At 48.2% G+C, this 14,087-nt stretch carries 11 protein-coding genes and 1 tRNA gene; 5 read left to right on the top strand and 7 right to left on the bottom strand.

The window, feature by feature from the left end; genetic code table 11:
- Positions 1 to 21 precede the first annotated feature (21 nt).
- The 4 genes from I1H34_RS06345 to I1H34_RS06360 all read right to left on the bottom strand — a co-directional run bounded on the left by I1H34_RS06345 (position 22) and on the right by I1H34_RS06360 (position 3,758).
- Positions 22 to 1,515, bottom strand: coding sequence for a cobyric acid synthase (locus tag I1H34_RS06345; RefSeq protein ID WP_212664853.1), 1,494 nt, complete (start codon positions 1,513 to 1,515; stop codon positions 22 to 24).
- Positions 1,515 to 1,892 (bottom strand): Npun_F0494 family protein, encoded by a 378-nt coding sequence (locus I1H34_RS06350; RefSeq protein ID WP_212664854.1) that lies wholly within the window; start codon positions 1,890 to 1,892, stop codon positions 1,515 to 1,517. The genes I1H34_RS06345 and I1H34_RS06350 overlap by 1 nt, the downstream gene beginning before the upstream one ends.
- 39 nt (positions 1,893 to 1,931) lie before the next feature.
- Positions 1,932 to 3,137, bottom strand: coding sequence for a nucleoside triphosphate pyrophosphohydrolase (gene mazG, locus I1H34_RS06355; protein ID WP_249369860.1), 1,206 nt, complete (start codon positions 3,135 to 3,137; stop codon positions 1,932 to 1,934).
- Between the two features lie 105 nt (positions 3,138 to 3,242).
- Positions 3,243 to 3,758 (bottom strand): metal-binding protein, encoded by a 516-nt coding sequence (locus I1H34_RS06360; RefSeq protein WP_212664856.1) that lies wholly within the window; start codon positions 3,756 to 3,758, stop codon positions 3,243 to 3,245.
- A 106-nt stretch (positions 3,759 to 3,864) separates the two neighbouring features.
- Here I1H34_RS06360 and I1H34_RS06365 point away from each other — a divergent pair.
- The 3 genes from I1H34_RS06365 (at position 3,865) to I1H34_RS06375 (ending at position 7,895) form a co-directional block, all read left to right on the top strand.
- Positions 3,865 to 3,937, top strand: a tRNA-Val gene (locus I1H34_RS06365).
- A 1,634-nt stretch (positions 3,938 to 5,571) separates the two neighbouring features.
- On the top strand, positions 5,572 to 7,359 hold the full coding sequence (locus tag I1H34_RS06370; RefSeq protein ID WP_212664857.1) for a matrixin family metalloprotease: 1,788 nt from the start codon (positions 5,572 to 5,574) through the stop codon (positions 7,357 to 7,359).
- A 281-nt stretch (positions 7,360 to 7,640) separates the two neighbouring features.
- Entirely contained in the window at positions 7,641 to 7,895 is a 255-nt protein-coding gene (locus I1H34_RS06375) for a hypothetical protein (RefSeq protein WP_212664858.1), read from the top strand.
- A gap of 140 nt (positions 7,896 to 8,035) precedes the next feature.
- Here the strand turns inward: I1H34_RS06375 and I1H34_RS06380 are convergent, their stop codons facing one another.
- Together I1H34_RS06380 and I1H34_RS06385 are read right to left on the bottom strand one after the other, a co-directional pair.
- On the bottom strand, positions 8,036 to 8,833 hold the full coding sequence (locus I1H34_RS06380) for an ABC transporter ATP-binding protein (protein WP_315874861.1): 798 nt from the start codon (positions 8,831 to 8,833) through the stop codon (positions 8,036 to 8,038).
- Positions 8,823 to 10,259 carry a branched-chain amino acid ABC transporter permease gene (locus I1H34_RS06385; protein WP_212664859.1) on the bottom strand — a complete coding sequence of 479 codons (1,437 nt, stop codon included), beginning with the start codon at positions 10,257 to 10,259 and terminating at the stop codon, positions 8,823 to 8,825. The genes I1H34_RS06380 and I1H34_RS06385 overlap by 11 nt, the downstream gene beginning before the upstream one ends.
- A 181-nt stretch (positions 10,260 to 10,440) precedes the next feature.
- Here I1H34_RS06385 and I1H34_RS06390 point away from each other — a divergent pair, with 181 nt between their 5' ends.
- Positions 10,441 to 12,030: a glucose-6-phosphate isomerase gene (locus I1H34_RS06390; RefSeq protein WP_212664860.1), complete on the top strand. Its 1,590-nt coding sequence runs from the start codon at positions 10,441 to 10,443 to the stop codon at positions 12,028 to 12,030.
- Positions 12,031 to 12,211: 181 nt separating this feature from the next.
- Positions 12,212 to 13,114 (top strand): FHA domain-containing protein, encoded by a 903-nt coding sequence (locus I1H34_RS06395; protein ID WP_212664861.1) that lies wholly within the window; start codon positions 12,212 to 12,214, stop codon positions 13,112 to 13,114.
- 24 nt (positions 13,115 to 13,138) lie between these two features.
- Here I1H34_RS06395 and I1H34_RS06400 read toward each other — a convergent pair whose 3' ends face one another.
- Positions 13,139 to 14,038: an AEC family transporter gene (locus tag I1H34_RS06400; protein WP_212664862.1), complete on the bottom strand. Its 900-nt coding sequence runs from the start codon at positions 14,036 to 14,038 to the stop codon at positions 13,139 to 13,141.
- Between the last annotated feature and the right edge of the window lie 49 nt (positions 14,039 to 14,087).

The raw sequence follows: 14,087 nt of genomic DNA on the forward strand, positions 1-14,087 counted from the left end.
AAAGCGGGACATGAGGCTGTTCTAGGACCCCTCTAGGAAAGGTTGAAGATTGAGGTAGGGAGCTATGGCATCTGTGACTTGGTCCAGCATATGGTCTCGATAGACTTCATAATCTGAAATCTCAAGGGAGAGAGGAGGCAAATGTTTCTGGGCTCGCAACTGATTCAACCACACACGTCGCCAGGGCCCATTGTTAAATATCCCGTGTAAATAGGTTCCCAGGGTGCGATGGTTGCAACTCGCTACACCTAATGCCGGATCGTCGAACCACGCTTGCACCGCTTCTGGCTGTAAGACCTTGGTTTGACCTTGATGAATTTCATAGCCCTGTACAGTTCTCGCCTCATTGCCTAAAGCAGAACAGTAGGCTGGCAATGTAATTTGGGTTTGGCGCTGGCGCGTAATCTTGTCCCCAGTCATGGTGGTCTGGAGAGGGAGCAGTCCTAGTCCTGGAAACTCACCCGATTGACCTTCAGTGCCCTGGGGATCTGCGATCGTTTGCCCCAGCATTTGCAGACCACCACAAATGCCTAAGACCATTCCTCCTGCTTGGCTATAGGCGAGGAGTTGATCCGCCATACCCGAGACCTGGAGCTGCTGCAGGTCTGAAATGGTGGTCTTAGACCCTGGCACAATCACGGCATCGGGTTGGCCTAAGGGTTGATGAGGACTAACAAACTGCAAACGCACGGATGGCTCGGCTTCTAGCGGATCAAAATCCGTGAAATTCGAGATGCGAGACAGACGGATCACCGCAATGGTTAGCTCGGCATTGGGTTTGGTTCGGCGTCGTTCAAATAGATCTAAGGAGTCTTCTGCTGGTAAAGAGTGCTCTAGCCAGGGAATCACGCCCACTACGGGAATACCCGTCCGGTCTTCTAGCCAGGTAATGCCGGATTCCAGTAGCGATCGTTGCCCGCGAAACTTGTTAATCACAAATCCTTTAATCAGGGCGCGCTCATCGAGGTCGAGCAGTTCTAAGGTACCGACGATATGGGCAAACACACCGCCCCGATCAATATCTGCGACTAATAGCGTAGGGGCATTGAGATGTTTGGCGACTCGCATATTCGTAAGATCGCGATGCTTGAGATTAATCTCAGCAGGACTGCCTGCGCCTTCACAGACGATCCAATCAAATTCCTGCTGGAGGATAGCCAATGCGGCTGTAATAGCCTGCCAACCCCGATCAAAATAATCACGATAATAGTCGGCGGCTTGGGTTCTGCCGACGGCTTTGCCATTGAGGATCACCTGGGAGGTCATATCTCCCTGGGGCTTGAGCAAAATGGGGTTCATTTCTACCCGAGGTTCGAGACCTGCAGCCCAGGCTTGCACGGCTTGGGCATGGCCGATTTCATCGCCAGCATCGGTGACATAGGCATTGAGGGCCATATTTTGCCCTTTAAAAGGAGTCACCCGGTAGCCTTGGCGCTTGAGCATCCGGCAAATAACCGCCGCCATGATCGATTTCCCGGCATGGGAGGTGGTCCCGACCACCATGATCGCGCCCATTAAACGGGAATCCTGACCCAGCGCTGACAAAGGTTTTGGAATCGGTCTGAGAGGGAAGGTTTAGGAATGTCTTTGCCCTGATGCTGCCATTGATCAATCAGCTGACGGCCCAAGGGGGTGAGGCGAAAACTATCGGTAAGGCCCTGGCCATCCACTTCTCGGCGCAGAAGGCCCACCTGGATCAGCCACAGTAAGGTATCTTCGGCTTGCCGTTCAGATAGGGCAGTTTGGGTATAGCCTGCGGTAACGCCACTGCGATCGCACATTTCCTGAAGAGATACACTTTGCGATCGCATCATCATCAATAAATGAATCGTAAAGGGACTGCAAGCCACAGCCCGGACAGCACGGTTAATCGTAGAACGGGGATAATGCATGAATAGAGCGGACAGACGATTCCTTAACTGTAATCCGAATTAGGTAGAAGATAATTCAGGATTGACTGGATCCGTGGTCGGCTCGCTCGTTTCAGGAGCAACAAAGGCTGTGGGTAAACCTGCCGGGAGAGCTGTAGGTTCTTTATCTGTCGTTGTATCCGTCGAGTCTAGCTGTCGTTTAGCTTCTTGCCACAGAGCTTCTAATTCTTCAAAAGAATGATCGGCCAAGGGCTTGGCCGTTTGAGACTCAATATTAGCGATGCGATCAATCAGCTTTTTATTCGTACTACGCAGGGCAGAGGTGGGATCGAGCTGGCACCACCGAGCCACATTCACTAGGGTAAAGAACAAGTCACCCAATTCCGACAGTTGATGGTCCGTATCGCTTTGCAGCAGAGATTCCTGGAATTCAGCTAGCTCCTCATAGAACTTAGTCCAAACATCATTGAGATCTTGCCACTCTAGGCCTGCTGCCGCCGCCTTTTCCGACAGTTTTAGCCCGGCCATCAGGGGCGGCAAACTGCGGGTATAGCGCTGCATCTTGTCGCTCAATGCTTGAGGTTTGTCCAGGGATTCACCTTTCTCAGCAGCTTTGATCTCTTCCCAATTGGCCCGCACTTCCTCAATGCTGTTGGCTTCCACATCCGCAAACACATGGGGATGGCGGCGAATCAGCTTCTTAGTAATGCCTTGGGCAATTTCTTCTAGACTAAACTGGTTCTGCTCACAAGCGATCTGGGCTTGTAGAACCACTTGTAGGAGCAAATCTCCTAACTCTTCAGTAATGGCTTCTGCACTGCCAGACTGGATAGCATCAATGGTTTCATAAGCTTCTTCAATAATGTAAGGAGTGAGGCTTTGGGGGGTTTGCTCTAGATCCCAAGGACAGCCGCCATCGGGAGATCTCAACTTAGCCACCACTTCCACCAGCTGCTGAACAGCGATTGTCACTGCCGATACCTGGGCAGGCAAGTACACATTGGCCGGGTAGGAAATGCCTTTCTTCTCACCAATTTGCTCTAGGGTTGTTTGCGACAGTTGCGGGTCTTCAGCTGTTAGCTCTCCCACAATACTGACGGGATAATCTAAAGGGAACGCGGCTTGCAGAGCTGCATGTAAGGTCCGCATCACCGAGGCGGATTCGATTTGAGTAATTAGCACTGGAACGTGGAGCTGGACGCCCTCAGTCAAGACACTGGCTGCCGTGACAATTTGCAATTTGGCGGGAGTTTCGGGGCTTGGCATGGCATCACAATTGTGAGGGCTAACCATATGATGCGTTATTTACCAGTTATATAGCCAGTAATTCAAATGAAGTGATCAAGATTTCTGGCAACGAAGTTGAGAACCTTAAGGCTTAAGCCGCTTTAATGTTCTCTTATATAGAGAGCTAAGGCCATCACTAAAAGAATGACTCATGGCTCCTATCTCTAGACCCAGTAAAATAGCCAGTCCTTCCGGTAGATATTGCTGACTATACTGTTCCGCCTGCTGTAGGAGTTGCTGACTATCCACAGGGACCCCCCCCACCTGGGTGAGCAAGATTCCTGCTAGTGTAGCCCCTAACCCGAGCCAAACTCCTAGATAGAGCAACCTCAGTATCGTGCCAACAATGGGGCCATGGGATAGCCAAGAGCGATGGTGCAATGCCTTGCGATAGGGCAACCAAATAACTCTCAGCCATCCCCACCGTTTGTATTGGACGGAGTAGATATCGAGATCTGGGCCAAACATCAACCCACTGAAGAGAAAGGCACCACTGAGACAGAGAGTCAGACTAGCACTCCGACTCAGAACAAGGGTAACGATAGCAACGCCGGGAAGCATCCCTAAGGTGATTTGGTCATGGGTGCGGCCGGAGGGCATAGGAAAAGCCGGAGCAAAGTTGCATCCATTATGCTGGATTTGTTGAATTTGTGGGTAAAGCTAGCAACAGTCTGCTACAATACATTTTCGATTGCTTCAATCGTAAGGGCGATTAGCTCAGTTGGTAGAGCGCTTCGTTTACACCGAAGATGTCGGCGGTTCGAGCCCGTCATCGCCCATTCAAAACAAACCATAATACTAAACTCACGGCGTGTATGTGAGCAGTTTTTAGCTAGCTATTTTGGTATTGCATTATCTATCGTGGCTGAAATTAAGCAATGTTTAAGGCGAAATTTTTCTGTGTTTAGAACAAAATGTTGATAAATTGAAGCTTGTCTAAATTGATAGATAGAGTAGGTAATCTTGAAATTATAAATCTTATTGTTCTCTCTCAATAGCTGAATTTTTACTGTGAATAAATAGTTGAATATATTTTTAAAGAAATAATAGAAGGCAAAAGCATCTGAAATGCGAATACTTTTATTATGGAATAATTAATTCTTTCAAGTTATACAAAACAAAACCAAAGTTATACGGATATTGGTTATTCTCAAACGCTATCTCAAACAATGGGTTGCCATACTGATTCAGAGAAGAAAGCTTATCCGCTTCTAGTTTTTAGCTTGGCAACTAAGAGTTATGTCATCTCATGCCTTAGATCAAAATCTATCAGCATGCATGATAATTCACTGACTAAGCTATATAAAGAATGGGGCCATATGATTTTTTGGATAATTGATTTCTAAATAAATAATTAATTATCTTAAGTCTGACTTAGAAATTTATTCCAACAAGTAGAATAAATTTTAAGGATCATTACCTATTTCATTTATTCATGATTGCATGCACTTTTAATTAAAGTTGAGCAATCAGTACATCTGCCAAAACATTAGCTTTTTTCTTCTGAGGAATATCCATAGAACCATAAGCAATAAGGTATTATATGGCTGGCAACCCGAATTCAACCCTTCTGGGCAACGAGCTTTTCGGCAATTTCTCACAACGTAACAGTAATTCAGATTTGATTAGGCGTTTAGGCACAGAGAATAGTCTCTATACGACAGTCCGTCTCTGCGTCTTCACCCCAAACTCTGATAACTAGCATTCACGTACTTTCCCACTTCCATACATAGACATAGCGTCAAGAGCTAACCGGGATGCTCATGGACGATGGTCTGAAAAGCTTGCCCTGGCTACCATGGCTATAAGTCAGGCACTGAGCTTCCATGCTTTAGCTAGATCTAGTACTGCCTTCTCAAGTGACTCATATTGCCATCTAGATGGTTGGGTTTTCCCAACACTTGTCGAGGCAATGCAAGTCCGATCGATGTCCATATTCTGATCAAAGATGGCATCATCGCGACCTACAACGATGCAAGCCGTTACCCATATTTTGTGTTCAAACTCTTTCTGGAATTTTTCGATAGAGTACGCAGACTTTCTCTGGCACTTCAAAACCATAGGTTTACCATAAGTAATTTTATTCTTTTTTGATGTAAAAACTATTTCAATAGTTATGCATGAGATGAAGGATAGAAAATAAATCTAGGCAATATCGTAGCCAGAGCTATGTGATAAGGCAAGAGATTAATATTCTCAAGAAAAATATTTTGTGATTAGGGAATTTTAACGTCAATTCAAAATCTACTGATCTAGTCAGTAGATACAAAAAGGTTGTCTTCCTCGCTATATCCGTATCCTGAATTACTTCACAGGTGTATCCACTATGTGATAAAAACTCTAAGGATATACGGATTTAAAGGGGGAGCTTATGTCTCTAAAACTTGTAAATTAATGATCCTTAGGAGGATATATGCGTCATTCATTTCAGCTTGATTTTGATCAAGGGTTTGAATCTCCAATTGAAAGCTTGAATGACCTGAAATTTGGTTCAACCTCTCTATCATCTGTCAATACCAATAGCGAGAATCTTGGTATTGATATCCCTCTACAAATCCTAGAACTCTCTGAGTTAGCTACTAGAGCTAGTCTTCCTGATATTCAGACCTTTATCTCTACACCGCTTTTTTCGTCTGAGTCATCAGCCCAAGAATCTATTCCAGAAGGAAATGTGGGAACTCAGCCTCCCAATGCAGTAGAAAGTGGTTATTGCTGTTTATGTACTGCTTGTGGAACTGGGCATAGCCATGGTGCAAGGTTTCAGGCTGGTGGAAGTGTTGCCCAATTTAATGACAGTAATGGGCGCTTTAAGTGGAGCCAGCCTGGGGGAAGTGGTCAAGCCGTCAATATTTCTTACAGTTTTGCGCCCAGTTTTTCATTAAAAGGGTTATCGAATAACGAAGCAAAATCTCTCTTCCGAGAAGCACTAGGTGTTTGGGCAGATTTTGCGCCGTTGAATTTCCAAGAAGTTCAAGATCCTGGAAATGGCAGAGACGTTGATATCCGCGTCGGGGCTGATTTTATCGATGGTCCTAGTAATACCCTAGCCTTTGCGTTCTTCCCGCAAGGAGGTGATCAAACCTATGATAATGGCGACAATTGGAATGCTAGCTTGTTTCTAGAAACCGCCGTTCACGAAACAGGTCATAGTCTTGGTTTAGGGCATGAATCCGGGGTGGATGCCATTATGAATCCCTCTATTCAAAGGCGGTTTACTGGAGCGGGCAGTGCGTTCTTGCTGCAGGATGATATCAATGGTATTCGCAGCCTCTATGGTAGTGGTACAGGGGGTGTTAGTCCCTTGTCACCTCCACCAGCTCCAACTCCGGCTCCGACACCAGCTCCAACACCAGCTCCAGCTCCGGCTCCGGCTCCAGTCCCGGTTCCTGCCCCAACTCCGGCTCCAACGCCGGCCCCAACCCCGGCTCCAACGCCGGCTCCAACCCCGGCCCCAACGCCGGCCCCAACTCCAGCTCCAACTCCGGCTCCAACTCCGGCTCCAACCCCGAGTCCTACTCCTGGCGACAACCGGATTGATGGCACCAATCGCAATGATGTTTTACGGGGTGGATCTCGTAATGATGTGATTCGAGGGTTTGCGGGCAATGATCTGCTGAGTGGTAGGAGGGGAAATGATCGCCTTCTGGCAGGCAGCGGTAACGATCGCGTGTTTGGTGGCTCGGGTAATGATTTTATGTCCGGCGATAGTGGTAACGATCGCATGAATGGTGGTTCGGGCAACGACCGTATGAATGGTGGCTCGGGCAACGATGGCTTGAGTGGCAACTCAGGCAATGATGTATTGAATGGTGGCTCGGGCAATGACTTTCTTTCGGGGGGCAATGGCCGCGATCGGTTGATTGGTGTCAATGCCCGTGATGCTAAACCCGGTGTCGGAGAGATTGATTTCCTCCGAGGGGGAAGAGATGCAGATGTTTTTGTATTGGGAGATAGCCAAAAGGTTTATTATGCTGACGGTCCAGCGACCAGCAACTATGCTGTGGTGCAGGACTTCTCAATCAGTCAAGGAGATGTCCTGCAACTGAATGGCTCAGCGAGTGATTACTCGTTAGGTTCTTCACCTCGGGGACTACCCAGTGGAACAGCGTTGATTTATCAAGGCGGTAATTCTTCTGAGATCATCGCGATTATCCAAGGTGCTAACTTTAGTCTCAATAGTAGTGCCATCCAGTACGTATAGGTTGAGCATGATGGGACTCCGTTGCAGAGGCCATCATGCCTTGATTCCTTAGACCTGTTGGAGTAGCGAATCTTATACATCGGTTTGCTACTCCAGCAATATGGATAGTTTGTGGAAATGTGGAAATGCTCTGAAAGACTTTTATCTGAGGGGATAGAGGGTGCTTATAAGATTTTCTTATGAACTATGGCCTTGACCTTCAAGGTAACTGTAACGATTAACTTGTGTATACGTTCCGTTCAAGAACTGATGTGTTCCCCGACTGAGATAGCATCCTGATCATGCAACAATCAACAGTTCATCCCCATATTTCTGTGGAAAATCCTATTTGGTCTGATTTAGATCGGTATTGTGGATGGTTTAGTACGGTCAGTGCCCTTGCATTGATCATTCTGGCTCCTTTAACCTGCAATTCTGGGCAGTTTAGTCCTAAAGCTGCGTCTATCTATTCTGGAGAGACTCTACATTCTCCAGTCAGCAATCATCCTCACCCCTTAGCAAAGGTGAATCTATCATCAGGGCGTGATTTTCAGTAATAAACTCATCTGGGAAGACTTCATTAGTCAGTCAATGACGTTGTCTCCGAAAAATCTAGCGGCGTATATCTTGACTGGTAAAGCTTGTAGTGACTAATGGTGCTGCAAGTCTTGTTTCTGCCCCTCATCGTTTTTGCAAGTTACTGTCCCAGATAGGCTTCTAGTACTTCTTTGTTGGATTGGATTTCAGCGGGGGTGCCCTCAGCGAGGTTTTGTCCCTCGGCCAATACCCAGACGCGATCGCACAGGGACATAATCACATCCATATTATGCTCGATGATCAAGAAGGTAATGCCGTTGTCATTCCACCGATTGATATGTCCACAGATTTGCTGAATCAAGGTGGGGTTTACCCCCGCAGCGGGTTCATCCAGCAGCATTAGTTTAGGGTCAGCCATTAGACCTCGGGCCATTTCCAGCAGCTTGCGCTGACCACCGGAGAGGGCACCGGCATAGTCATTGACTTTTGCAGCTAGGCCGACGGATTCGAGAATGATATGGGCTTTTTCCTTCAGCTCTTTCTCTTGCTTACGAATGATATGAGCTTGGAAAAAGGTATTGTGCAGCTTTTCCCCGGTTTGGTGAGGAGCGGCTAACAGCATATTCTCTAAGACGGACAGCCTAGATAAAACACGGGCGACTTGAAAGGTGCGAATCATGCCCTGGAGAGCAATTTTATGGGGTTGCAAACGTTCGATGGGCCTGCCGTTGAAAATAATCCGACCGTGATCTGGGGCGATGAAGTTGCAGAGTAGATTAAACAGGGTGGTTTTACCGGCGCCGTTGGGACCGATTAAGCCAACAATCTTGCCTTCGGGGACATGGAGCTCAGCATTATTTACCGCTTGAATTCCGCCAAAGGCTTTGGAGAGTCCCTGGGCGGTCAACAGCATTTTTTCCGGTTGGACTTGAGGGTCGGGCTGGCGCTTATCTTCCAAGGGTGAGTTCCTCCTTTTTACCCAGCAGACCTTGGGGTCGCCACATCATCAAAACAATCAACATCAGGCCAATCACCATCACCCGAAAGGCTCCCAATCGAGCATCGTCTAGGGGCAGGATATTGGGCAGAATAAATCGAGTCACCTCATTGTAGGCCCAAAAAATTCCGGCTCCCAGCAGCGTGCCCACGTTATTACCTGCGCCGCCAGCCACAATAATAATCCAGGCTTGGAAGGTGAGGAGGGGGATAAAACCATCAGGGTTAATAAAGGTGAGTTGCCAGGCATAAAAGGATCCGGCAATACCTGCGATCGCACCGCCTAACATAAAGGACTGCAGCTTATAGCGAAAGACATCTTTGCCCAGGGCTTTGGCGACTTCTTCATCTTCTCGAATCGAGGTTAACACCCGACCCCAGGGCGAATGGACCCAGCGCTCTAATTGCCAAAATACAAAGGCAATGGTCAAAATCAACAGCCATAGCAGGCCCGCTTTATAGGTGTAGTTGATAATGCCCATCATATGGGCACCGAAAAACATCACCACCAATCCCATGCCGATGGAGACCGTCAGTAGACTGAGGTGGGTGCTTAGGGACTGAGTGCGGAGTTGCTGGAAAGGCTGCCGACAAGAGGCGTAGACCAGAAACACGCCCACAATGGCGAGGGGTACTACCATTGCAAACCGCATCACTAGCAATACGATTTCCTGTAAAGCCGAAGGCAGCTGAATGGTGAGACTTAGGGAAAAGGAAAACCACCAACAGGTGGCTACTCCCACTAAACAGATGACATAGCCAACAAAGAGAGCGGGTGATAAGGGTGGACGCCCTTCCCGCTGGGGTTGCTGTAGCAGCCATTGCCACAGACGCCAAAGGGCCAAACCTAATACCAAGGCTAGAGAGGCAATCATCCCCCCTTTAACTAAAAGGTTAGGCTGCAGTTTTTCTAGGGGCAGGGGATAATTAAAGACGCCGCGCGGCCCCCGTGTCAGCCATTCTTCATTGACGGCGATAAGTCGCACCACTTCTGATACGCCAATGGTGACAATAGATAGATAATCTTCCCGCAACCGTAGGGTACTGGTGCCGATGGCGAGTCCCAGGAGTGCGGCTAATACAGCGCCAATGAGGACCGCAATCACTAAGGGAAACTGTTCTGGCAGGATATCCCCGAGAAAATACAAACCCGAAGCCAGCCACTCTTGGCTTTCAATCACCGGATATTGCTCCATCAGTCGCTGGGGCATCTCCTTGATGAAATTGGGCAGGGTCAAGGCAATGGTGGTGTAGGCTCCAATTGCCATAAAGGCGATATGACCAAAGTTAATCAGCCCGGTATAGCCCCACTGTAAGTTCAGTCCCAGACTGAATAAGGCATAAATAGTAGTGAAAAGTGCGAGAGAGACAAAATAGCCAACTTCCATAGGCTTGCGAGGGGGTAAAAGCGCAGGTGCGCCGCCTAAATCAACGTCTCCAGGATTTTATCAGGCCGGGGGATATTTCCTCTGCCCAGAAATGCTAAAGCCCATCCGAATATTTAGTCACCTTTTCAGGCCACACGCTATGGTTTAATCATCAACAAATCATTGCACTCAGGAACGATATATGGATGCAGCCGCCCTTTGGCAACGTTATCAAGACTGGCTCTACTACCACGAGCAGCTTGGTATCTATGTAGACATCAGCCGCATGAGTTTTGATGATGCGTTCGTCGAACGCTTGGAGCCTAAGTTTGTCAAGGCTTTCAAGGAAATGGATGCCCTGGAAGCGGGTGCGATCGCAAATCCTGACGAAAATCGCATGGTCGGCCATTATTGGCTCCGGGACTCCAATCTTGCCCCCACCCCCGAATTAAAAAAAGAAATTGTTACCACATTAGAAAAGATTGAAGCCTTTGCCGCAGATGTCCATGCGGGACGAATCAAGCCCGCAACTGCCCCCCGCTTTACGGATGTAATTTCCATTGGTATTGGGGGATCTTCTCTAGGCCCCCAGTTTGTGTCCCAGGCATTGGCGGTCCTCCATCCTGCCTTGGTGATGCATTTTATTGATAACACCGATCCAGCGGGCATCGATTACATCTTGGATACGGTCCAAGATCGCTTGGATACCACCCTGGTCGTCACCATTTCTAAGTCTGGCGGCACGCCTGAAACTCGGAATGGCATGTTAGAGGTGAAGAACCGCTTCAAGAACCTGGGATTAGATTTTCCTCAACATGCGGTCGCAGTCACGGGCTATGGCAGTAAACTCGCTCAAATTGCCGAAAGTGAAGGCTGGTTAGCAATGCTCCCCATGCATGATTGGGTGGGGGGAAGAACCTCTGAGCTTTCCGCTGTTGGTTTGGTTCCCGCCTCCTTACAAGGCATTGCCATTCGAGAGATGTTGGCAGGGGCCAAAGCCATGGACGAGGCCACCCGAGTCCATGATCTAAAAACCAATCCCGCCGCCTTGTTAGCATTATCTTGGTATTTTTCCGGGGAAGGTGAAGGCAAAAAAGACATGGTGATTTTGCCTTACAAAGACAGTCTGATGTTGTTTAGCCGTTATCTCCAGCAGCTGGTGATGGAGTCCTTAGGCAAAGAAAAAGATCTCGACAACAAGATTGTTCACCAAGGCATTGCCGTCTATGGCAACAAAGGATCAACGGATCAACATGCCTATGTCCAAGAACTGCGGGAAGGGATTCCCAACTTCTTTCTCACCTTTTTTGAAGTCTTAAAAGATCGAGACGGTGATCGGTTTGAAGTAGAGCCAGGTGTGACCTCGGGAGATTATTTATCTGGATTCCTGTTAGGAACCCGAACTGCTCTCTACGAGAAGCGTCGTGACTCCATTACCGTTACTCTACCGGAAGTGACTTCTAAACATGTGGGTGCTTTGATTGCTCTATATGAGCGGGCCGTGGGTCTTTATGCGTCCTTAATTAATGTCAATGCTTATCACCAACCCGGTGTAGAAGCAGGCAAGAAAGCCGCAACGGACACCATCGCTTTGCAGAATACAGTCGTGCAAATCCTCAGAAGTACATTAACGCCATTACCCATCACCAGTCTGGCTGAGAAAGCAGACGCCCCTGACAAAATAGAGACCATCTATAAAATTGTCCGACATCTCGCCGCCAATAACCGGGGGGTCGAGCTATATGGTGATCCGGCTGAGCCAGGGGGACTCCAGGTAACTCTGAAAGGCTAGTGAGCCATACATAATCCAAGTATCAACGGGCCTCTGAATCAAGGGGCTCGTTTTTTGTGACAGATTGAAGATCCGGATCATAGGAAAATTAGGGTGAGTTTCAGAGCAGATGTTCATTAACCGGAGGGAAATTCCCATACTAAGTCTATGAACCCTATGCCCTTGCATTTAGATCTAAACGATGACTTCTGCTCCTACGCCCCAATTGATTATTACGGGTGAGATTCCCCAACAAATTGATCTCACCCGTCAAAAAACTTGGACGTTAGGACGGAGTTCCATCAATGCGATTGTGCTGGCGGAAGGAGCAGTCTCTCGGCATCATGCCAAGCTAGAAGTTGTAGATAACCGGCATTGCTACTTTGTAGATCTCAATAGCAGCAATGGCTCTCAAATCAATCAGAAACGTGCTAACGAGCCCTTACTTCTCAAGCATGGGGATGTGATTACCATCGGATCCACTGATATCCGATTTCATTTGCCCTATGTTACCCACTCAGGGTCTACGGTGCCGTTTCGCCCCAAGCAGGTGTTGATGATGCAGGAGTCGGCAATTCAAGGGATTATTTGGCAGGAAATCCTCTGTTCTCAAGGATTTGATGTGCATTGGCTGCCCCCTGCTGCAGACTTACAACAGCGCATGAACCTAGATGCGGCTGCCAATGTTCTGCCTGATTTACTGCTGGTGGATATCGAAGCTTATAAAGGGGATGCCCTAGGGTTGTGTTCTTGGTGTCAGGATACTTACCCCCAGCTGCCCTTATTTTTGACTCTCAGTACCGTCGCTTCTGCTGCCATTGTGGAAACGAATGTAACTCTGCCCACAGGAACTGGGAAAATATTGCCTGCGTTTCCTTGCGATCAGCTGTCCCTGAAAATCGGCACATTTGTGCAATCTCTACAGTCCCTCTTAAATGGCATGGGGGGCTGCACCTTGAATCAGCAAGATCTGATGGCTGCCCTTGCCAACTTGGATCAGATTCTCAGTCGTTCCAGCGTTTCTCCTGGGGCTGCTCCGACCTTTGATAATGATCTGGATGAATTTACGATTCTAGACAACAAGAAAAAACCCAAAGCCAGCTAACGTTGAGTCGGCAATGTCTACCTCTCAAGTGCCGATGGATTGGATCAGGCCCAACATCATCGGTAAGGTGATCAGGCTTAACAAGGTGGACCCAATAATGGTGCGAGCGACACGAGAGGGATCTCCTCCAAACTCATTCACCCAAATCAGAGTGTTGACGGCAGTGGGCATAGCGCTTTGGAGCACTAAAACTTTTAAATCCAAGGGGGCGAGTTGCAAAATAGTCCCAATTCCTAGGGCGATCAGGGGAGCCATGATCAACCGTAAACTAGCTGCTAGAAGCTCATACTTGCCTAACCTTAAGGGGGTTTGGGCCAGCTGCATCCCTAAAGTCACAAGGGCAATGGGAATTGCTGCATTCCCCAGCATGGCAACTCCTTCATCTAGGCGAAACGGTAGCTGAAACCCAGATAGCTGAAGCAGCAAGCCTGCGAGCATGGCCCAAAATAGCGGTAATTTTAGGGTTAAAGCGATGCCTGCTCGAATCCCTGACGTATTCAGTAGGGCTGGCCCAACGCCTGCCATCAAAATGGAGGCGGCAATTAAATAAATAATGGCCCGTTCTAACCCTGCTGCCCCCAAGGTAAAAGAGACCATGGGCAAACCCAGATTGCCAGCATTGCCAAAAAGGGTGGTGGCGAGCAGACTCATCTTGGTCGGGGTTGGAAGGTTTAACCCTCGACTGAGGAGCAGGACAATCACCGCCAGGGTAACCGTTGTCAGGAGATACCCAGCAATCAACCCTGTCGCACTCTGGAGGGAGAGGGTGTTGCGATAGAGACTACTGGCAATGAGGGCTGGGACCAAAATATAGATGGCCAGATGCGATAAGGTTTGGTAGTCCAGCTTTAGGGTTTTGCCTGCTATATAGCCAATGCAGATAATCAGGCTGACTGGCAGGATGGCAGGGAGTAAGGCGGTCATCGCAGCTCTTGATAAGCGGGTAAAGTCATCCTAGGTTGGATTTACTGGA

This window comes from Acaryochloris marina S15, assembly GCF_018336915.1.
Taxonomy (GTDB): Bacteria; Cyanobacteriota; Cyanobacteriia; order Thermosynechococcales; family Thermosynechococcaceae; genus Acaryochloris; species Acaryochloris marina_A.

Coding starts and splice junctions, on each gene's coding strand:
- I1H34_RS06395 (WP_212664861.1), top strand. CDS start 12,212: ATGACTTCTGCTCCTACGCCCCAATTGATTATTACGGGTGAGATTCCC.
- I1H34_RS06370 (WP_212664857.1), top strand. CDS start 5,572: ATGCGTCATTCATTTCAGCTTGATTTTGATCAAGGGTTTGAATCTCCA.
- I1H34_RS06345 (WP_212664853.1), bottom strand. CDS start 1,515: ATGGGCGCGATCATGGTGGTCGGGACCACCTCCCATGCCGGGAAATCG.
- I1H34_RS06350 (WP_212664854.1), bottom strand. CDS start 1,892: ATGCATTATCCCCGTTCTACGATTAACCGTGCTGTCCGGGCTGTGGCT.
- I1H34_RS06400 (WP_212664862.1), bottom strand. CDS start 14,038: ATGACCGCCTTACTCCCTGCCATCCTGCCAGTCAGCCTGATTATCTGC.
- I1H34_RS06385 (WP_212664859.1), bottom strand. CDS start 10,259: ATGGAAGTTGGCTATTTTGTCTCTCTCGCACTTTTCACTACTATTTAT.
- I1H34_RS06360 (WP_212664856.1), bottom strand. CDS start 3,758: ATGCCCTCCGGCCGCACCCATGACCAAATCACCTTAGGGATGCTTCCC.
- I1H34_RS06375 (WP_212664858.1), top strand. CDS start 7,641: ATGCAACAATCAACAGTTCATCCCCATATTTCTGTGGAAAATCCTATT.
- I1H34_RS06390 (WP_212664860.1), top strand. CDS start 10,441: ATGGATGCAGCCGCCCTTTGGCAACGTTATCAAGACTGGCTCTACTAC.
- mazG (WP_249369860.1), bottom strand. CDS start 3,137: ATGCCAAGCCCCGAAACTCCCGCCAAATTGCAAATTGTCACGGCAGCC.